General features: G+C 35.8%; 22 protein-coding genes. 14 read left to right on the top strand and 8 right to left on the bottom strand.

From position 1 onward, the window contains the following. Positions 1-143 precede the first annotated feature (143 nt). From AC1M36_RS15015 to AC1M36_RS14975, 9 genes are all read left to right on the top strand, one after another. Positions 144-1,637 (top strand): aldehyde dehydrogenase family protein, encoded by a 1,494-nt coding sequence (locus AC1M36_RS15015; protein ID WP_336452727.1) that lies wholly within the window; start codon positions 144-146, stop codon positions 1,635-1,637. Then, positions 1,638-3,020, top strand: a complete 1,383-nt coding sequence (locus AC1M36_RS15010; protein WP_336452726.1) for a putrescine aminotransferase — start codon at positions 1,638-1,640, stop codon at positions 3,018-3,020. A 102-nt stretch (positions 3,021-3,122) separates the two neighbouring features. Then, complete coding sequence (locus AC1M36_RS15005) at positions 3,123-4,304, top strand: CaiB/BaiF CoA transferase family protein (protein ID WP_336452725.1); 1,182 nt, start codon at positions 3,123-3,125, stop codon at positions 4,302-4,304. A 19-nt stretch (positions 4,305-4,323) separates the two neighbouring features. Beyond that, positions 4,324-5,544 carry an acyl-CoA dehydrogenase family protein gene (locus tag AC1M36_RS15000; protein ID WP_336452724.1) on the top strand — a complete coding sequence of 407 codons (1,221 nt, stop codon included), beginning with the start codon at positions 4,324-4,326 and terminating at the stop codon, positions 5,542-5,544. 123 nt (positions 5,545-5,667) lie between these two features. After that, a complete protein-coding gene (locus AC1M36_RS14995) occupies positions 5,668-6,045 on the top strand; it encodes a GntR family transcriptional regulator (protein WP_336452723.1) in 378 nt (125 codons plus the stop codon). Next, on the top strand, positions 6,045-6,743 hold the full coding sequence (locus AC1M36_RS14990; protein ID WP_479846028.1) for an ABC transporter ATP-binding protein: 699 nt from the start codon (positions 6,045-6,047) through the stop codon (positions 6,741-6,743). The genes AC1M36_RS14995 and AC1M36_RS14990 overlap by 1 nt, the downstream gene beginning before the upstream one ends. Further along, positions 6,740-7,531, top strand: coding sequence for an ABC transporter permease (locus tag AC1M36_RS14985; RefSeq protein ID WP_479846001.1), 792 nt, complete (start codon positions 6,740-6,742; stop codon positions 7,529-7,531). Before AC1M36_RS14990 ends, AC1M36_RS14985 begins: the two co-directional genes overlap by 4 nt. A 14-nt stretch (positions 7,532-7,545) precedes the next feature. Then, positions 7,546-8,448, top strand: coding sequence for an ABC transporter ATP-binding protein (locus AC1M36_RS14980; protein WP_336452720.1), 903 nt, complete (start codon positions 7,546-7,548; stop codon positions 8,446-8,448). Further along, positions 8,448-9,224: an ABC transporter permease gene (locus AC1M36_RS14975; protein WP_336452719.1), complete on the top strand. Its 777-nt coding sequence runs from the start codon at positions 8,448-8,450 to the stop codon at positions 9,222-9,224. The genes AC1M36_RS14980 and AC1M36_RS14975 overlap by 1 nt, the downstream gene beginning before the upstream one ends. A 33-nt stretch (positions 9,225-9,257) precedes the next feature. On the opposite strand, the gene AC1M36_RS14970 is transcribed toward AC1M36_RS14975, so the two are convergent. Beyond that, positions 9,258-10,715 (bottom strand): alanine/glycine:cation symporter family protein, encoded by a 1,458-nt coding sequence (locus tag AC1M36_RS14970; protein ID WP_479846000.1) that lies wholly within the window; start codon positions 10,713-10,715, stop codon positions 9,258-9,260. Between the two features lie 229 nt (positions 10,716-10,944). Here AC1M36_RS14970 and AC1M36_RS14965 point away from each other — a divergent pair, with 229 nt between their 5' ends. Next, a complete protein-coding gene (locus tag AC1M36_RS14965) occupies positions 10,945-11,961 on the top strand; it encodes a CPBP family intramembrane glutamic endopeptidase (RefSeq protein ID WP_336452858.1) in 1,017 nt (338 codons plus the stop codon). A gap of 57 nt (positions 11,962-12,018) precedes the next feature. Here AC1M36_RS14965 and AC1M36_RS14960 read toward each other — a convergent pair whose 3' ends face one another. Beyond that, positions 12,019-12,201 carry a DUF3913 family protein gene (locus AC1M36_RS14960; protein WP_174099499.1) on the bottom strand — a complete coding sequence of 61 codons (183 nt, stop codon included), beginning with the start codon at positions 12,199-12,201 and terminating at the stop codon, positions 12,019-12,021. A gap of 105 nt (positions 12,202-12,306) precedes the next feature. After that, positions 12,307-12,756 (bottom strand): Lrp/AsnC family transcriptional regulator, encoded by a 450-nt coding sequence (locus tag AC1M36_RS14955; RefSeq protein ID WP_479845999.1) that lies wholly within the window; start codon positions 12,754-12,756, stop codon positions 12,307-12,309. A gap of 123 nt (positions 12,757-12,879) precedes the next feature. Here AC1M36_RS14955 and AC1M36_RS14950 point away from each other — a divergent pair, with 123 nt between their 5' ends. The 3 genes from AC1M36_RS14950 to AC1M36_RS14940 all read left to right on the top strand — a co-directional run bounded on the left by AC1M36_RS14950 (position 12,880) and on the right by AC1M36_RS14940 (position 14,387). Then, positions 12,880-13,296, top strand: a complete 417-nt coding sequence (locus AC1M36_RS14950) for a carboxymuconolactone decarboxylase family protein (RefSeq protein WP_336452716.1) — start codon at positions 12,880-12,882, stop codon at positions 13,294-13,296. 10 nt (positions 13,297-13,306) lie between these two features. Continuing rightward, the gene (locus tag AC1M36_RS14945) at positions 13,307-13,876 is read left to right on the top strand and encodes a cysteine hydrolase family protein (protein WP_479845998.1); all 570 of its coding nucleotides are present in this window, start codon (positions 13,307-13,309) and stop codon (positions 13,874-13,876) included. Between the two features lie 112 nt (positions 13,877-13,988). Further along, positions 13,989-14,387: an SseB family protein gene (locus AC1M36_RS14940; RefSeq protein ID WP_336452714.1), complete on the top strand. Its 399-nt coding sequence runs from the start codon at positions 13,989-13,991 to the stop codon at positions 14,385-14,387. Positions 14,388-14,484: 97 nt separating this feature from the next. Here AC1M36_RS14940 and AC1M36_RS14935 read toward each other — a convergent pair whose 3' ends face one another. Continuing rightward, entirely contained in the window at positions 14,485-15,402 is a 918-nt protein-coding gene (locus AC1M36_RS14935; RefSeq protein ID WP_336452713.1) for a S66 peptidase family protein, read from the bottom strand. 116 nt (positions 15,403-15,518) lie between these two features. Here AC1M36_RS14935 and AC1M36_RS14930 point away from each other — a divergent pair, with 116 nt between their 5' ends. Further along, positions 15,519-16,616 carry an NAD(P)H-dependent flavin oxidoreductase gene (locus AC1M36_RS14930; protein WP_336452712.1) on the top strand — a complete coding sequence of 366 codons (1,098 nt, stop codon included), beginning with the start codon at positions 15,519-15,521 and terminating at the stop codon, positions 16,614-16,616. Positions 16,617-16,633: 17 nt separating this feature from the next. On the opposite strand, the gene dltD is transcribed toward AC1M36_RS14930, so the two are convergent. The 4 genes from dltD to dltA form a co-directional block, all read right to left on the bottom strand. Then, positions 16,634-17,809 (bottom strand): D-alanyl-lipoteichoic acid biosynthesis protein DltD, encoded by a 1,176-nt coding sequence (gene dltD / locus AC1M36_RS14925; RefSeq protein ID WP_479845997.1) that lies wholly within the window; start codon positions 17,807-17,809, stop codon positions 16,634-16,636. After that, the gene (dltC, locus tag AC1M36_RS14920; protein ID WP_336452710.1) at positions 17,806-18,045 is read right to left on the bottom strand and encodes a D-alanine--poly(phosphoribitol) ligase subunit DltC; all 240 of its coding nucleotides are present in this window, start codon (positions 18,043-18,045) and stop codon (positions 17,806-17,808) included. Before dltC ends, dltD begins: the two co-directional genes overlap by 4 nt. Before the next feature lie 68 nt (positions 18,046-18,113). Then, the gene (dltB, locus tag AC1M36_RS14915; RefSeq protein ID WP_336452709.1) at positions 18,114-19,280 is read right to left on the bottom strand and encodes a D-alanyl-lipoteichoic acid biosynthesis protein DltB; all 1,167 of its coding nucleotides are present in this window, start codon (positions 19,278-19,280) and stop codon (positions 18,114-18,116) included. Beyond that, complete coding sequence (gene dltA / locus AC1M36_RS14910; protein ID WP_336452708.1) at positions 19,277-20,791, bottom strand: D-alanine--poly(phosphoribitol) ligase subunit DltA; 1,515 nt, start codon at positions 20,789-20,791, stop codon at positions 19,277-19,279. The genes dltB and dltA overlap by 4 nt, the downstream gene beginning before the upstream one ends.

Below are 20,791 nucleotides of genomic sequence, written 5' to 3'. Positions count from 1 at the left end.
ATAACCTATGCGAAAATGCATAACTTTATGTGATTTTATTTAAAGAAATAGTCAGTTTTTGTATGGTTGTTTCGTATTTCAAATGTTGGCACAATTATTGCTTATATAATATATGAACGATCGACAAAGGGGGATTCTATACAGTGCTAGATTTAAAAATGTATCTAAACGGTGAATGGAAAGATTCTAGTAATCAAGAGAAAAGACCGATTATTAACCCTGCGAATGGAAAGGTTATCGCATATGCACCTGAGGGAACGATCGAGGATGCAAAATACGCGATTGAAGTAGCGAGGGCAACTTTTGATAGCGGAATTTGGTCAGAAACATCCGCAGCTGAAAGAGCGTCTTATTTATTTAAAATTGCAGATGAGATTGATAAAAATATGGAAGAACTTACGCGTCTTGAGATGATGGATAATGGGAAAACATATCGAGAAGCTGAAGGGGATATTGGAGATGCAGCAGCTTGTTTCCGCTATTATGCAGGGCTAATTACAAAGCCAGATGGGCAAACGTATCATGTAGCTGATCCGATGCAAGCTATGGTAGTGAGAGAGCCAGTTGGTGTTTGTGGTTTAATCGTTCCTTGGAATTATCCGTTACTAATGAGTGTCTGGAAAATTGCACCTGCTTTAGCAGCTGGAAACACGATTGTGTTTAAACCTTCTGAAGTGACACCAATCACTGCAACGAAATTATTTGAAATAATTGAAAAAGTAGAGTTGCCAAAAGGCGTTGCCAATATGGTAATGGGCGCTGGACCAACAGTAGGAAATGAGATTGCAGCAAGTAATAAAGTTGATATGATTTCCTTTACGGGCGGAACAAAAACAGGAAAACACATTATGAGAACAGCAGCAGATAATATGAAAAAGATTTCGCTTGAACTTGGCGGGAAATCTCCAAATATTATTTTTGCGGATGCAGATTTTGAAACGGCTGTTGATTATGCTCTGTTTGGTATTTATGCAGGCTCTGGACAAGTATGTTCAGCGGGATCAAGAATTCTTGTAGAAGAAAGCGTTTACGATAAATTTGTTAGTTGTTTTGTAGAACGAGCGAAACAAATTAATGTTGGACCTGGTGATAACCCAGAATCAGAGATGGGACCACTTGTAAGTCAAGAGCATATGGAAAAAGTATTACGCTATATTGAGATTGGAAAAGATGAAGGAGCAGAAATTGCTTGCGGAGGAAAGCGGATACTGACGGATGGGAAAGCTGATGGTTTCTTTATTGAACCAACGGTCTTTGTCAATGTAAAACCGGATATGCGTATAGTGCAGGAAGAAATTTTTGGACCGGTTGTAGTGATCCAAAAGTTTAAAAATGAACAGGAAGCAATTGAGCTAGCAAACGGTACAGATTACGGTTTAGCTGGAGGGGTATTTACAGTTGATGGAGCAAAAGCAATGCGCGTGATTCGTAAGCTTCGTGCAGGAATTACGTGGATTAATAGTTATCATCCAACATACAACGAGGCGCCTTGGGGCGGATATAAACAAAGTGGTATTGGCCGTAGTTTAGGAACATTTGGCTTAGAAGAATTCCAAGAAATTAAGCAGATTAATATAAATCTAGAAGTGGAGCCAATTGGTTGGTTTGCAAATAAAAAGAATGTAGGGGTGAAATAGATGGGAACGAATGTGAAAAGTAAACTTAATGAGCAGGATGTAAAAGATGCAAATGTAAATGAGTATATTACGAAAGTACTACAATTAATTGAAAAAGAGAAAGTCTCTGAAGAAGAGGCGAATTGGATTCAAAAAGAAACAGTAGATGGATTTAGAGAACATGTAAATCCTGGTTTTCTCGCGTATAGAAAAACAGTAACAAAAGATGGACAATTTGCAGCTGTAGAATGGTCCGATGAAGGATCTTGTTTCATGGACATCAATGGTAAAAAATATATTGATTGTTTAGGTGGTTTCGGTATTTATAACGTTGGTCACCGCAACCCGAAAGTAGTAAAAGCTGTTACAGATCAATTAAAGCGTCAAGCTTTGCATAGCCAAGACTTATTAGACCCGCTTCGTGCGATTCTTGCAAAAATTTTAGCTGATATTACACCTGGTGACTTGAAATATGCTTTCTTTACAAATAGTGGGACGGAAAGTGTAGAGGCGGCATTAAAACTAGCAAAAATGTATAGTGAACGAACAACTTTTATTTCAACAACACGCGCTTTCCACGGAAAGAGTCTTGGTTCTTTATCTGGAACAGCAAAAGGAATGTTCCGTAAGCCATTTTTACCATTAATTCCAGGTTTCCGCCACGTTCCATTTGGTGATATTGAGATGATGAGAAAAACTTTTGAAACGTGTGCATTAGTAGGAGAGGATGTTGCAGCTGTTATTTTAGAGCCAATTCAAGGCGAAGGCGGTATTATTTTACCTCCAGAAAACTACTTGAAACAAGTAAGAGAACTCTGTGATGAATTCGGCTCACTACTTATTTTTGATGAAGTGCAGACTGGAATGGGACGCACAGGGAAAATGTTTGCTGCAGAATTATATGATGTTGTGCCGGATATTATTTGTCTTGCGAAAGCATTTGGCGGAGGCGTAATGCCAGCAGGTGCAATTGTTGCGAAGGAAAAAGTATTCAAAAGCTGGTTCGACAATCCATTCATGCATACAACAACGTTTGGTGGAAACCCACTTGCATGTGCTGCTGCAATTGCAACAATCCATGTATTACTGGAAGAAAAATTACCAGAACGAGCTGCAGAAGTTGGGGAATATTTCTTAAATGGATTGAAAAGGGCAGCCGAAGGACATGAAGACAAAGTTTTTGAAATTCGTGGCCAAGGTTTAATGATCGGGATTGAGTTCCATAAAGATGAGATTGGATATGAAGTATCGAAAGCAATGTTTGATCAAGGCATTCTTGTTGCTGGAACATTAATTAATTCGAAGACAATTCGTATCGAGCCATCGCTTACAATTAGTTACGAAGAAGTAGATACAGTAATCAATGCATTTAAATCAGTGTTATCACAAGTGAAAGCGCAATAAGTATTTTACACAATAACTTTTAAATACAAGCCAGTAAAACCACTATGTTGTCTTTTTCCTTTCTTATTGGTTTTACTGGTTTTTACTATAGGAGGATAAGGAGTGAAAGGAGCACTACAAGGGATTACAATTATTGATTTATCTCGGGTTCTTGCTGGTCCTTTTTGTACGATGATTCTCGGTGATTTAGGGGCCGAAGTGATAAAAGTTGAAAATGTAGGAAATGGCGATGATACGAGAGGGTGGGGGCCCCCTTTTGTAGGCGGAGAAAGTGCGTATTTTCTTTGTGCAAATCGTAATAAAGAGTCTATGGCATTAAATTTAAAATCAGAAATGGGAAAGGAAGTTTTGAAAAAGCTTATTTCTCATGCGGATATCGTTGTGCAAAATTTTAAGCCTGGAACACTTGAGCGAATGGGACTTGGGTATGAAGTATTAAAAGAGATGAAGGAAGATATTATTCTCGCCTCTATTAGTGGCTTTGGTCAAAATGGTCCTACTTCCCATCTTCCAGGTTACGATTATATGATTCAAGCAATGAGTGGACTTATGAGTATAACGGGAGGAAGGGATGAAGAGCCTGCAAAAGTAGGGGTTGCCATTTCAGATGTACTCACGGGTCTTTTTACATGTATCGGAATTTTAGCCGCTTTGCAGCACCGAAATAGTACAGGAGAAGGACAAGAAATTGATATTTCTTTATTTGATTCACAATTAGCGGCATTAGTAAATGTAGCAAGTAATTATTTGTGTACAGGTGAATTACCAAAGAGACTTGGGAATCAGCATCCGAATATCGTTCCGTATCAAGTGTTTAACGCGAAAGATGGAAATCTCGTTGTTGCGGTTGGAAATGATGAACAGTTTTATAAGTTTTGTCTATTACTTAACAGACAAGATTTATCCAGTTCAGAACGTTATAAAACAAATGCAGATCGCCTCCAGCATAAAGACGAGCTCATAAATATGATTGCTATTGAAATGAAGAAAAAAAAGAAAGAGGAATGGAAACAACTTTTGGATGAAGCAGGGATTCCAAATGGACCAATTCTTAATGTGAAAGAAGCGCTAGAAGCAGAGCAGGCAGTGGCGAGAGATATGACAATTCATATGGAACACCCGACAATCGAAAACCTTAAACTTGTGGGGTCACCATTAAAGCTTTCAAAGACACCGGTTCAGATGCAGAAACATCCGCCACTTCACGGGGAACATACAGAAAAGATTTTGCAAAAGCTAGGGTACTCTCAGGAAATCATTATGGAAATGACAAAAAAACAATAGATATAAGGAGGTAGTACAAATGAATTTTTCATTAACAGAAGAACAACAAAGTGTTAGAAAAGTAGTGAGAGCGTTTGTGGATAATGAAATTATTCCATACATTAAAGAATGGGATGAAAAAGGGCATTTTGAACAAAAAATCTTGAAGCGCTTAGCAGAACTGCAATTTATGGGCGTTTGTATCCCAGAACAATATGGCGGAGTAGGTATGGACTATAATACGCTCGCTATTATTTGTGAAGAGTTAGAGCGTGGTGACACGGCTTTCCGTACAGCAGTATCTGTACATACAGGGTTAAATAGTATGACACTTCTACAATGGGGCACAGAAAAGCAGAAACAAAAATACCTTGTTCCACAAGCAAAAGGTGAAAAGATTGGGGCGTTTGGCTTAACGGAACCAAATGCAGGGTCAGATGTCGTGGCTATGCAAACAACAGCGGTAAAAGAAGGCGATCATTACGTATTAAATGGATCAAAAACGTGGATTTCGTTATGTGATGTTGCAGATCATTTTTTAATATTTGCAAAAACAAATTCGGAATTAAAGCACCGCGGTATTTCTTGTTTTATCGTAGAACGAACATTCTCAGGAGTATCGACAAAAGCGATAAAAGGAAAGCTTGGTATTAGGGCTGGAAATACAGGAGAAGTATTTTTAGATGATGTGAAAGTACCGGTAGAAAACCTTCTGGGTGAAGAAGGAGAAGGTTTTAAAATTGCAATGGCTTCATTAGATAACGGACGTTTTACAGTCGCGGCAGGGGCTTGTGGACTTATTCAAGCAAGCTTAGAAGCGAGTGTAAAATATTGTGAAGAGCGTAAAACATTTGGAAAAGAAATCGGAAAACATCAGCTTGTTCAGCAAATGATTGCGAAAATGTCTGCGAATTTAGAAATATCAAGATTACTAGTTTATAAAGCAGGTTGGTTAAAAAATGAAGGAAAACGTAATACAAAAGAAACATCTTTGGCAAAATGGATCGCTTGTGACGCTGCATTTGAAGCGGCAAATGACGCAGTGCAGGTGCACGGCGCCTATGGATATTCAAATGAATTTCCTGTGGAGAGATATTTACGAAATGCAAAAGCACCTGTTATTTATGAAGGAACACGTGAGATTCATACGATTATGCAAGCGGAATATGCACTTGGTTATCGCTCCGATAAGGAACTCCGTAATATGTTACCGAAGTGGCCTTTTGAAGAGAGTGAGGCAGAGGTAATACGAAATAAATAGGGAGGAATGCAGTGTAACGAGAGTTACATTGCATTTTTATTATATTTTAACTTACAAGTATTTACACTCCTTTTGTCTTAGTGTACTATTTAACTAGTACACTAAGACAAAAGGAGGGAAGAAATGAAATTTGAGTTTTCTCCTAACATACCGATCTATATTCAGATGATGGAATACATAAAAAAAGAAATTGTAACAGGCCACTTATCACTTGGTGACAAAATTCCCTCTGTACGTGAATTAGCGAGTGAGTTACAAGTCAATCCAAATACAATTCAGCGTACATTTCAAGAATTAGAGAGAGATGGGATTGTTGTGACACGTAGAGGAATGGGAAGATATGTAACAAACGAGGGAGAGAAAATTATGGAGCTACGGAAAGATATGGCGAAAGAGTTGCTTCATTCGTTTATAAATGGAATGGATAATTTAGGGTTTTCAGAAGAAGAGATCCTCTCTATTCTTCGTTCTTCATTAGAAGAGAAAAGGGAGGAGAAATGATGACAGATTTACTTCGTATTGAACAATTATGGAAGAGATATGGTTTGAAGGTAGTTATTCGAGATGTAAACCTAGCGATTACAGAAGGGAAAATTATTGGTCTTGTTGGAGATAATGGCAGTGGGAAGACGACATTATTAAAAATGATCGCAGGTTTACAACATCCTTCAGAAGGAAATATTACAGTTGCAGATCGAAACATTGGGGTAGAAACGAAAAAGATTGTATCGTTTATGCCAGATCGTCCTATATTCGATGAATGGATGACTGTAAAAGATGCAATATTTTTCTATCGCGATTTTTATCAAGATTTCGATATGCAAAAAGCAGCGGATACAATTGCTGCATTTAAAATACCGTTAGAAGAAAAAATTACAGCTTTATCAAAAGGGATAATTGAAAAGTTGCAACTTATTTTAACATTTTCAAGAAAAGCAAAGCTTTATATATTAGATGAACCCCTCGGAGGAATCGATCCTGTTTCCCGAGAGCATATGCTAGATCTTATTCTTCAATTTTATCGTGAAGATTGTACAGTTATAATTTCTACGCATCTAATTAGTGAAATTGAAAATATTTTTGATGAAGTCATCTTTTTAAAGGATGGAGAAATTGTAATGCATGAAAACGTGGAAGAACTGCGTTTTCAAAAAGGGAAAGCCGTGACTGAGATGTTTAAGGAGGTGTTTGGAAAATGAGTCAAACACTTCGGTATTTATACAATTGTAATAAAAAGAAGATATGGTTGATTTACTTTGGGTTTATAACGATTTCATTAATTCTATTATTTAATATAAAGGGATGCACAGGAGAAAGGCTGTCAATTAGACAAGATATAGCATTAATCGTATTTACATTATTATTTTGTATAGTTACATTTTCTATCTTTTTACTAGCAATTTCTTCTTTTCGACGAGTAGTAAGAGGGGCTATGATTCGGTATGTAGCAATTCCATCTAGAAAATATATATATGCACATTTGTTATTATTTGTAATCATGTTTACCCTGTTATCAGTAATAGGAATTATTTTTTTACATCTTCTTTCTATAAATATATATGAGAATAAAGCGAATGGAGAGTTGAAACAAGCCATTAATAGTTTATATAATTATGGGTTCTTACATCATCTGTTTTCTATTTTCTTATGGAATATAGATTTAGTGAGTACATTAGTTTCTCTGTATTTCCTAATCATAGTCGTAAAACTATTTAATTTGAAATCCGCATTAAATAAAATGCTATTTATCATCTTATTTATTGTTTTCGGTGGAGTTCAATTTGTTATCACTAATATGCTAGATAAAATAAATGGTTATATATTTTCTATAAAAAATGTTGGAGTTATAGATAAAAATGGTTTTTTTAAAACATCTTTTTATTTTAGTGATGCTTCGAATATTTCTTATTTAATTTTTAGTGTATTGTCAATTTTTTTATTGGTGGTAATAACAAGTTATATCATCGATAAAAAACTAGAAGTCTAAAGGAGGAACAATCATTGGGAAACGTAGTAGTGAAATTAGAAAATGTCCATAAAAAAATAGGGAAAAACGAAATTATTCGTGGTCTTTCATTTGAAGTTCGTGAAGGGGAAGTATATGGTTTTCTTGGACCGAATGGGAGCGGGAAAACGACGACAATTCGGATGATGACCGGTCTTATTGCAATGACAGAAGGCGATATTACAATTTGTGGTCATAGTATTCGTACAGAACGTGAGAGGGCACTAGAACAAATTGGAGCGATTGTCGAGAATCCTGAACTATATGATTATATGACAGGGATGCAAAATTTAAAGCATTTTGCGAATATGGCAGTTACACCAATTAGTAAAGAGCGTATTGCTGAAATTGTAAAGCTTGTTGAATTAGAACATGCCATTCATAAAAAAGTGAAAACATATTCACTTGGGATGAAGCAACGTCTCGGAATTGCACAAGCACTTTTACATAATCCGAAAATTTTAATTTTAGATGAGCCGACGAACGGATTAGACCCAGCCGGTATTCGTCAAATTCGTGATTATTTACAACGATTAGCGAAAGAGGAAAATATCGCTGTCATTGTATCGAGTCATTTATTGAGTGAAATTGAATTGATGTGTGATCGCGTTGTTATTATTAAGCAAGGTCAGTTTGTACAAGAGTATAACTTACATGAGCAAACGAAGCATGATGAAACGGTTGTAGTAGCATTTGAGGTAGATCAAATTCAGAAAGCAAATGAAATCATTAGAGGTAAGGTACAAGGAAGCGTAGTTGTGGGCTCTGTAGCAAAAGAAAAGATTCCGCAAATTGTAAAACAACTTGTGCATGCTGATGTACTTGTATATGGTGTTACAGTGCAAAATAAAACGTTAGAAGATGAGTTCTTAGCGATTACTAGGGGAGTGAAAGCGTAATGTTTAAATTAATTCAAAATGAATTGCTAAAGTTACATGCAAAAAAAGGTATGTATATATTGATAGGTGTGATCGCGGCGTTAGAAATTCTGGGTGCTTTTGTAATGGTGAAATGGGGAGAAGCGAAAGACCTGAAAGGAACCTATCTAGATTATGCGATGAGAGATACAGGTATAGTTATTTTATTTGCAGCAATCTTTGGTATTACCATTGCTTCACGTACGATTACTGATGAGTTCCAAAAAGGAACAATTAAGCAGCTGTTAATTCGCCCAAGAAAAAGAATTATGATTTTATTTTCTAAATATATTTCAGTTTTACTAGCAATGCTGTTTGTTATCGTTACAGGTACCTTAATCGCGATGGTTATTGGTGCAATCGTTATGGATGGTGGAAAAACAGAATTAACGCTAGGGGTATTGCTTAAAGGAATCCTATATAAACTTGTGTCTCCGTTCTTCTTTGCGACACTTGCCTTCTTCTTGGCAAATGTTTTTCGAAAATCAGTATTACCATTAATCATTGCACTGTTCCTATTCTTTTTGCAAGGAGCGATTAACATGATGCTCATGATGTTTGTTAAAGGAGTAGCTAAGTTTGTTGTATTCTTACATTTGGATTTAAGTATATATGATGGTAATAAACTAATTAGTGGCGGTGCTACACCACCATTTCCAGAATTTAATTTTACAACATCATTATTGCTAGTACTTGCTTATTTTGTAGTATTACTCGTTACTTCAAGTGTATTATTCCAAAAACGTGATGTATTATAATAGAAAAAATCCCCGCTTTAACGGCGATTTTCTTTAACCAACTTTTTCTTCAGTTTTTTCACGTTCCCAGCACTCTGTGTTTTCTAAACCAGGAATGCTGTCGGCGTAGAAGACAGGATCTTTTCCGGCTTCTTTTTGCTTCATATAATCTTTTAATGCTGCAAATGCGTATTTGCTTAAGAATATGATTGTAACTAAGTTGAAGATTGCCATAACGCCCATAAATAGGTCGGCTAAATCCCAAACAACTTGAATTGTTGCAACGGAACCTAGGAATACCATGCCAATTACAGCGATGCGGTAAATCATAAGAGTTGTTTTACTTCCTTTTAGGAACTCGATGTTTGTTTCACCATAGTAGTAATTTCCGATTAGTGAACTGAAAGCAAATAAGAAGATTGCCACAGCGACAAAGATTGGTGCCCAAGGGCCAATATGCATTTTTAACGCTTCTTGTGTTAACTGGATACCATTTAAATCTGTTCCAGTATGAACATCTGATAAAAGGATAATAAAAGCAGTACAACTGCATATTAATAATGTATCTGTAAATACACCAAGTGTTTGAATGAAACCTTGTTTAACAGGATGTGTTACGTTAGCAGTCGCTGCTGCGTTTGGTGCACTACCCATACCTGCTTCATTGGAGAATAATCCACGTTTCACGCCGAGTAACACAGCTGCACCAAAGCTACCGCCAGCAACTTCTTTTATGCCAAATGCGTGTGCTAAAATTTCTTTTACCATTTCTGGAACCAGTGTAATATTTGTCACCACTACAAATAGTGCAACTGCAACATAAATGATTGCCATAACCGGTACAATCATTTCTACAACACGCGCGATTCGCTTTACGCCACCGAAAATAACGACAGATAATAAGGCAGCCAATGAAAGTCCTACCACTTTTGAATCAACATGAAAAGCACCATCGAATGCAGATGTTACAGTATTTGCTTGTACAGCGTTAAAAACAAGACCAAAACTAACTGTAATTAAAACGGAGAAAATCATTCCCATCCAGCGCTTGTTTAATCCTTTTTCCATATAGTACGCTGGACCACCACGGAATGTTTTACCGTCTTTAATTTTATAAATTTGTGCAAGTGTACTTTCAACAAAAGCAGAAGCTCCACCAATCATAGCGATGAGCCACATCCAGAAGACGGCACCTGGTCCACCCATGGAAATAGCAATTGCCACACCTGCTAAGTTACCTGTTCCAACACGTGATGCCGTACTCATACAAAACGCTTGGAATGAAGAAACACCGTGTTTTTCTTTTTGTGCTTTACGTGTAGAAGGACTAGCCCCATCACCTAGTAAACGGATCATTTCACGAATGTGACGGAACTGAACAAATCCAGCTCTTATTGTAAAATAGCAACCTACAGTAATTAATAATGTAATTAAAATATAACCCCATAAATATTCGTTTGTTGTTGTAATAAACTTATGAATCGGAGTAATGACATTTTCAAAAAAATCCACGTATGTAATCCTCCTTATTCTTATCATGATAATGTGTTTTTAAAAAATAGGTATAAAACACGACATTTACCATTATAACAGAAAATCTGATGAGGCGAAAATTTCAAAAATAGATTTCGTATTTTATATTTTAATAGGTATAGTATTTAAGAGTGAACTGAGAAAAATAGGAAGAATTTTAATGATATTCATATTACAATGTAAATATATCATCTTGGGGGTGTTTTTTATTCAGTACGCATTTTCACGTATACGACTTCGCAGTTTTTTTGCATGGATGATTTTAGGAGTGTTAGTAACGCTGCTACCACTTGCCTTTGCGGGAGCTTCAGACAGTACCATGGATGTTGCGATGCAAATTTTGGTGTTTTTTGTATTTCCACTACTCTGGTTATATGTAAAAACACGCAAAAATAATATTATATTTACTAGTTTCTTTGATAAATCGTCACGATTAAATTGGAAGTTAATTGTAGTTGCAACTATAACGGGAATGATTTTTTCATTCGGTGCATCTTTTATCCAATTTTACATACTAGCACATATTTTTCCTGATTTTCTCGTTGATATGCTGAATGATAATAGTGCAATTGATATGAGCAATATTTACACACAAATATTTAGTTTTATTTCAGCATGTATTTTTGCACCAATTATGGAAGAAGTCATTTTTCGAGGTTTCTTCTTGCAGCGTATGGCGTTTAAGTGGGGAATAAAACGAGCTGTAATTGTATCTTCTCTTATTTTTGGTTTAGGGCATTTTGATATTGTTGGCGCTTTTATATTCGGCGTTGTAATGTGCCTTCTTTATATAAAAACGAAAAACATATGGACGAATATTGCTGTTCATGCATTGAATAATTGTATTGCAACTGTAATCCAATTAACGAGTGGTGAAGGAGCGAATGAGGCCATTTCGATTGCTGAATTACAAGGACAAAGTAATTTGTGGATTGGACTCGTTATGATTTTTATTAGTTTACTATGGTTAGGACCTTTTATTAAAAAAAATTGGAAAACTGTAAAAGAAGTGGGAGTACCGACCCTTCGTTTTATTCAAGAAGATAAGAAAAGTCTGTCGGTGCCGCAAAATGAAACATATAGCCAAGTTGTGTTAACAGAACGATTTATGGCTGTAGAATTGCCAGATGAAGCTGTGAATCAGCTTGGATTAGAAGAGAATGATTATGTGGTGGTTACGGTAGAGAATGATCAAATTGTTATAAAAAAGGCAGAACATCAATAAAAGTATAAGAAATGAAAAAATAGCAGCTCTCCAATATAAATGAGGAGAGCTGCTATTTTAATGGATCACAATTTCAACGTGGAAGTTGTTTCCGTTTTTTACATATTTAATATCTGTCACTGTACGAACAGCTTTTAAAATTTCCACCTTTTCCCCGATTCGAGGGATGGTGGGAACATTATCCCAAATGCCAAGTAAATCATCTTCTTGAGTCGTCTTTTCGTAAAACCAAATTTTCAATGTAATGCCCCTTTCTCGAACTTTATGTATTTTAATACATAATAAAACATTTTTATTCTTTTTGTAAGGGGTTTTTTATGAAAAAATGAATAAAAATTAATTTTATTATTCTGGAAAAATGTGTTCAATATCAGGAGTAAGAGATACTTCTGATAATACGATATGAGAAACGGTTGTTGCATAGGAAGAAACATCATTAATAAATTCTTCAAGTTCCACTAATGAAGGAACAGAAATTTTAACGATATAACAAAGGCTTCCTGTTACGCGATAACAAAAACTTGCGGATGGATACGATTGAATGAATTGTTGCATGCGCCTTGTATCGCCATTTTTCAAGGTGATTTCTAAAATGCAGTCTAAAACGAGCCCAGCTTTTTTATAATCAATATCAATTGTATATTTTTGAATAACTCCTTCACTTTCTAATTTCCGAACACGTTCTGCGGTAGAAGGAGCTGATAAGTTTACGCGCTTTGATAATTCACGCATTGAAAGGCGGCTATCATTATATAATTCATTTAAAATTTTACGATCAATACGATCTAATTGCATTTGTAAATATACCTCCAATAAACTGATATTTTTTGTAAAGAAAATATATAAATAAAGATTCATATGAAATGTGAAAAGAATCTATTTTATTTTACAATAAAATAGAAAGGAATAGGGGGAGAAATGATGGAGAGGATTTCATTATCAGATGTAGGAGAAACAAAATTTCAAAAATTATTAGGACATCGTCCAGATATATTACAATCTTGGAGTTCGTTAGAAAGTACGTTATATGAAAAGGGAACTCTTTCTGAAGAGTTAAAGGAGCAAGTGCGGAGAACACTTGCATTTGGAAATGAATGTCCGTATTGTATGGCAAAGGGAAAACCGGATGATGTACAAAAGGTAGAAGAGATTAGCACTGCTGTAACCTTTGCACATTTATTTGTACATAATCGTTCAGCGATAGATGATAAGATGTTTGATGTGTTGAAACAGTATTGGAGTGAGGCGGAGATTGTAGAGCTTTGTGCATATATTTGTTTTATTACTGCTTCACAACAACTTGGATTTTTGTTTCAATTACAGCCAGTAGAGTAGGAGGTCAATGATGTCGAATCAAACAGCACTTATTATTATTGATGTGCAAAAAGCATTTGATCTTCCGTATTGGGGAGAACGAAATAATCATTTTGCAGAAGAGAATATAAAAAGTTTATTGGAAAATTGGAGAAAAAGAGGGCTACCAATATTTCATATTCAGCATGTGAACAAAGAAAATGTAGAATCAATGTTTTATCAAAATGCAGAAACCACTCACTTTAAGGAAGAGGTACAGCCATTGCAAGGTGAGATTGTTATTCAAAAGTATGTGAATAGTGCATTTATCGGAACGAATTTAGAAGTGCAATTAAAAGAGATGAACTGTGACTCGGTGGTTATTGTTGGATTAACGACGAATCACTGTGTAGAGACAACGACTCGAATGGCTGGAAATTTAGGATTTAAAACATATTTAGTTAGCGATGCAACAGCTACTTTTAATAGGAAAGGTTTAGATGGTATAGAATATTGTGCAGCGGATATTCATAACATGACGCTTGTAAATTTACATGAGGAATTTGCTACAATCGTTACAACAGAAGAGATGTTAGAAAAAGTATGTTTTATTTGTGAATAAAATGTACCACTGAAACTATTTTGATAAAATAATTGCAGAATTATGTAGAAAAAAATAAGAATATTTCGTATAATCGAAGTATAATTATTTTGAGAAATAGGGGTGGCAACATATGGAGCAGATTCCAGTAAAGAAAATAGAAACAGTACTCGTTTTAGCAGAAGATGATAAACAAAAGCAAAAGGAATTTTATGAATTGCTATTAACTACGCAATTTTATGTTGCTGGTTCAATCGAGGCGGAGGATTCAGCAGAAGAAGGAACTCTACGTTTACGCCACTTTCAAGGAGAGGGTAGATGGATTGTACCGTTCTTTACACAATTGGAATTTGTAAAAGAAGTGTTGCCAGAAGGTACGCCCCTTATTACGATACGTGGAAAAGAATTGTTTGAAAGCATTGATAAAGAAGCAACAGCAGTATTGAATGTTGGAACGGATATTAGTAAAACATTTATTCCGGAAGAAATTGCAGATATAGCATCTGGAAGAATTTTTAATTATTATCAATAAAGAAGTAATAAGTATTAGTTTTTGGAATTTGCCAAGAAGAATGAAAAGGAAAAGCGCCATATGCTTTTCCTTTTTTGTATAAATGAAAAAGTGTTTATTAGTTCGATGTGAAGCTCACACCAGAAGGGATAGCAAGTGTATTTTTTTGGGTATTGATTGTAACAGTCATATTAAGTGGAATTCCAATATTGGGTTGTATATGCCCAATCGGAAGACCGAATAACACGGGAATATTGTATGGTGCAAGATAGTGATGCAAAATGCGCTCTAGTGACAAAGAGAGTTTGGAAGCTATACAATCATGACAGCTTGCGAATATAACTCCTGCACAATCATTCCATTTTCCAACTAAATGTAATTGATTCAGCATGCGATCCACACGATAGGGTTCTTCTCCAACATCTTCAAGTAATATAATTTTATTTATTGTACAGATTTCATAAGGTGTACCAAGTGAACTTACTAAAACGGTTAAATTCCCCCCAACTAATGGTGCGGAAACAATGCAGGTAGATGGAGCAGTGATGCACTCTGCTCCGGATAAAATAGTTGAATACGGGTGGAATAGCTGATTGAAAGAAGACAAGGAGAGAGGATCGACTCCTTTTCCTAATTCTTCAATCATCGGTCCATGAAAAGTAACAAGTCCTGTATGCTGTGAAAAAGCAATATGTAAAGAAGTGATATCGCTATACCCCCAAAAAATTTTGGGGTTGTTTCGAATGAGTTCATATTGAATATGAGGAAGAAGACGTCCGCTTCCATATCCACCTCTTGCGCAAAAAATACCTTTTACTTCAGGGTTTGCAAATGCTTCATGTAAATCATGAAGGCGGATTGCATCATTTCCAGCTAAATAGCCGTATTTCTCGTAAACACTTTGACCAATTATTACGGATAGTCCCATTGTTTCTAATACTTTTTTTCCAGTAAGAACGTACTCTAGTATTGGTGGTCCTGCTGGAGCAATAATCATTACCGTATCGCCTTGTTGTAAGGCATTTGGCTGAATCATGTTATCTCCTCCTTCCCTTTCAATATATTCGTTTATAAGCAGTTCAATCCTTTTAAAAGAAGGAAAAGCTTGTTGAATCAAGAAGATATAAGAGGACATAAGAAGGGAGAAGAACGATGTTTACAAGTAGAGTAACTGATGTATTACAAATAAAATATCCAATTATTCAAGCAGGCATGGCAGGTGCGATTACAACACCAGAACTTGTTGCGGCTGTATGTAATTGTGGTGGACTTGGGACACTTGGGGCTGGTTATATGAGCCCAGAACAAATTCGTCAAGCTATTGGTAAGATACGAGAATTAACAGATAAGCCATTTGCAGTCAATTTGTTACTGACGAAGAAAATACAGATTGAGGAAGACAAAGTAGAAGCAGCTAGAAGTTTATTAGAGCCGATACGAAAAGAATTAGGTATAGATGAGCAGAATGAATCTTTGCAACTTCCGAAAAGTTATAAAGAACAACTGCAAATATTAATAGAAGAAAAAGTACCAGTTGTCAGCTTTGCATTTCACACGTTAGAACAAGCTGAGATTGCACTATTAAAGAAAGAGGGTATAAAGGTAGTTGGAACAGCAACAAATGTGGCAGAAGCAAAGGTACTGGCTGAATTAGAAGTAGATGTAATTGTTGGACAAGGTAGCGAAGCTGGAGGGCACCGCGGAACTTTTATTGGGAAAGAACAAGACTCTATGATTGGCACATTTGCACTAATTCCACAAATGGTAGCGGCTGTACCACATATCCCAATTGTAGCGGCAGGAGGCATTATGAACGGACAAGGTGTTGTTGCAGCTTCTGCATTAGGTGCAGAAGGCGTTCAAATGGGTACGGCATTTTTAACAAGTGAGGAAAGTATTACACATGATGTACATAAAAAAGCGGTGCTGCAGAGTACGGATACAAGTACAATTGTAACGAGATCATTTTCTGGAAAGTATGCAAGGGGAATTCGAAATTCATTTATAGAGCAACATAAAGAAAAAGAAGAACGACTCCCAATGTATCCAGTTCAAAATGTATTAACCTCTAAAATACGTCAAGAAGCGGCAAAACAAAATAAAGGGGACTATATGTCACTTTGGGCTGGACAAGCTTCTTCATTAGCAAGAAAAGAGTCAGCAGAGCAAATTATTGAGCGAGTGATGGTAGAAGTAAAAGAAACCGTAGAAAAATTACAAAGTGTATATACAAAAAGACCGCTTGAATAATTCAAGCGGTCTTTTTGTTAGTTTGCTTTATGAAATTGTTGGATGGCTTCGTCGATGTATACCCAGCCTTTCCAACCTAAGTGCATATGATCTTTTAAGAAGTATTTATCATACTCATGGTTTGAGAAGTCAGCAATTGGATAGCCAGCTTGCTTAATTTGCTCATGAACTTTCTTGTAGTATAATTCGCGTCGTTCTTTTGGGAATCCAGCATAATCATACCAAGGACCTTTTACAGGAACAGAAATGAAGAGCGGTTTTGCACCTGTTTGTTTTAATAAATCAAGTACAATTTGTAAATCTTCGTATTCTGGAGACTGATCATAAGCATCATTTTTTAAGTAGCCTTTACGTTGCTTCAATTTTTGTTTAATTTTGCTATTGAAGTAACCATCCTCGATACCGTATTCATTTGATTTAGATTCTAATTCACCAGTTTGATCTGCGTGTTTACGCGCTTCTGCCCAGTTCATTTGTTTCAATGACGGATCAAGTTTTTCTTTATGCGGTTTAATATTAAACATCGCTGTAAATATGTCTTTGCGATCTAAAATATTACGATAAAGATAAGCAAAAGGCTTCGCAGCAAGTGCTTTTATTTTGTGCTCCGTATCATCATAGACGATACCTTCTAAAGATACTTTTAATAATGTCTCTTTTTTTACAATCTCAAAGTTTAATAAGCGCTTTGCAATTTGCTTTTTCATTTCGGGCTTTAAATCATTATTGAAAAGGAAATGATAGCCTTGTTGTTTAGAAAAGTTAGGTGCAAAGTGTGTCTCATCAATTCCTTGTGGCACAAACCATTGTGGTGAAAGGATAAAGACCATTTTCTTATCTTTTAATTGATCCATTGTAGATGCGAAGTTTAGCACATGGATCAGGTCTTGTGTTCCACCACGTCCAAGAAGGAATGGTGTGAATCCTTCAGGTTTTACTTTAAAGTAATTGGATGGATGAAAAGCATCCATTCTTGCAAATTCCGATGAACCATACATCGGAAGATATTTCGGATCTTCTAACATTTTTTGCTGTAAAACCATACTTTGTATTTTTTCTTGTTTTAAAGAAGTTGCTGCTTGTTCTACTTTCTTATCACTTACAAGTGGAAGTAGGAAGCGCGTTGGAATAAGTAGGAATACAGCAAAAAGGGCCAATGCTAAGAGCATCGGTCCAAAAGTTGCTTTTTTCATCGGATATCTTCCAACTTCTTAACGATCATGTTTGGTGTTGCCCATTCATCACGATCAAAATCAGAAATAGATACTTCAATGCCTAGACGTTCTTGGAATTCTACTAATAAAGATACTGTAGCGAAAGAATCAAGGATACCTTCTTCGAATAATTGTATATCTGGATTTTCTTTTACAATATCATTTTCACAAACTTCCTCTAAGATGTCTAATACTTGATCTTTAAATTCTGCCATTTTTAAAATCTCCTTTATATCCGAAATGTATTATGTGTAACTTCTTAATAGTAAGAAGAAGTTATTCATTAAAAATATCTGTTTAGGTGACCAGAGAAAATAAGGAAACCGAAACATACGAAGTGGAATGTAATTACAATTGCAAGAACATGCGTGAATTTATTGTTAGGCCAAAACTTATGCTTTTTGTTTTTTCGTTCGAAAATATCAAACAAAATAAACAAAGCAGCGTGATATAGACCGTAAATTACATATTGATAAACATGTGATCCTGCAATGTGCCAAATTCCCATAATGAAAAAGTTTAAAAATGCGCCAATGTATGAAATCGTATAGCGATTTTTAATTAGTTTTTTCTTTGTTGCGAAAAAGACAAAGCGCATATAAATAAAGTCACGGAACCAGAATGATAAACTCATGTGCCAACGGTTCCAGAAGTCTTTAATGTTACGACTAATGAACGGTTTATTAAAGTTTTCAGGCGTTTTAATTCCCATCATATAACTTACACCGATTACGAATGCACTATAACCAGCGAAGTCAAAGAATAAATACAAACTATAACCGTACATGTGAATCATATTAGATAAGATGGTATCTTGGTTAGCAAAGACTGCTTTAACGATATGAGCATCTAATAAATAAGCGATTATAAATTTGTACAGAAAACCTTGGAAAATACGGTTTATCCCTGTATAAAGTAGACCTTGATATTCTTCAGCGCTTGGTGGCTTCTGTATATCTTTTTGGAATCTACGATAACGATCGATAGGTCCAGTTGAGATAGCAGGGAAGAACAGAACGAATTCCCAGAAATTAAAGAATGAAACTTCTTTAATAAGACCATCACGAACTTCAAATACCATTTGGACTGCTCTAAACGTTACATAAGAAGCACCAAGAAAACTAAGGAATTTCAAGTCTGGTACGAATGGTATTATTTTGATTAGAACTAATGGTAAAATTGATAAAATAACAGCGATACAAAAAGTAAGTGTATTGTTATCGCGTTTTCTTAATAGTAAATAGCCTTTAATAAGGATGTATTGCCAAATAACGAATGCGCCTAGCACTAAAGCTTGCTTCGGTTTATCAGAGAAGATAATTGCAAGCATGATTAGCGTTACAATAGCATTATATTTGCGCAACATTTTACCTTTTAATCCAGCTATAATAGTAGGTATTAATAAAATGCCCACTATGGCGAAAAAATAAAATGATCCATATGCGGTCATGCTGTAACCTCACTCAATAATTTTTTGCGATCTACCTTTCCATTTGGTGTCATTGGAATAGAAGATTGATACATGAATTTTCTTGGAATCATGTAATTTGGTAATCGCTCATTGAGTTCTTTTTTGATTGCAGATGTTAATTTGAATTCTTTTTCAAATGAATGCTCTCCTGGAACAACAACCGCTAATAAGTAATCGTATTTCTCACCTTTTTTAATCGGAATTACGACCGCTCCTTCTACATAAGAGCAACCGCGAAGGTGATGTTCGATTTCTTCTAATTCCATTCGATAACCATGTAATTTAATTTGGAAATCAAGACGACCATTATAGAAAATAAGACCATTTTCTACATAGCCAGCATCACCTGTTTTATAGGCACGTTCGCCATCAATAACTGTGAATGCTTTTTCTGTTAATTCAGGGCTTCCTAAATAGCCAACACTTACGCTTGGACCAACGATTACGATTTCACCTTTCTCACCATCTGGTGCAATCGTACCATCTTCTTTCATAATAAGAATACGGCAATCAGATTTACAGTAACCAACTGGAAGTGATTGATACGTATCAACGACTTCTTGTGTAACATGAATTCCGGTTACAGCTACAGTTGCTTCTGTTGGACCATACGTATTCATAATTGTTGCTTTCGGGAAGCGTTCAATTAATTTTCTTGCTACGTCATTTGATAATACTTCACCACAGAATAAGAATGTTTTCATGTTTGGCAGCATACTTTCAGAGAAAGATGGCTCCATTAAACACATTTCTGCAAAAGATGGTGTGGATGTCCATACTTGTACATCAGATTGTTCTAAAGAAGCAAATAAGTCTTTTGGACGTGCAATCATATCTTTATCAATTGCCCAAAGTGTACCACCTGTTACTAATGATGGGTAAACATCCATTACAGATAAATCAAAGGAGAAAGGTGCTTGGTTCAAGAATACTTGTCCCGTTTGTAAGTTGAAATCTTGGGCAGCCCATTTTGTAAAACTTACAAGACAATTGTACGTGATTTGTACACCTTTCGGATTACCTGTGCTCCCTGACGTATAAATAATGTAAAAGTTTTCATCATCTTTTACAGCATGTTCAGGGTTTGGCGTTTCCCCTTTATGAGTAAAGAGAATATCTTTTAAGTTGTTTTCAGATATGATGCGAACTGGTAAGTCAGTCACTGCTACTTCAACTGGTGATAGAAGTAGTTTCGCACCAGAACTCTCAGCAATACGTTGTACACGATCAGCTGGAATAGATAAATCTACTGGAATGTAAGCATGTCCAGCTTTGACACACCCTAAAAAGCTAATGATCATCTCTGGCTGCATATGGCCATAAACCATAATTGGTGAGCGATCATCTGCATACTCGGAAGAAATCCAATGGGCTAACGCATCAGAGTCTTCCTTTAATTGTCTGTACGTAATTTTCGCATCTCGCCAAACGAAAGCGGTTTGGTCTGGAGTTTCAACTGCCCACTTTTCGATTTGTTCTAATAACTTCAT

The sequence above is a fragment of the Bacillus sp. Medicinal_06 genome (assembly GCF_056711665.1).
The sequence above is the reverse complement of the archived record's forward strand: the minus strand, read 5'-3'. Positions and strand labels throughout refer to the sequence as shown.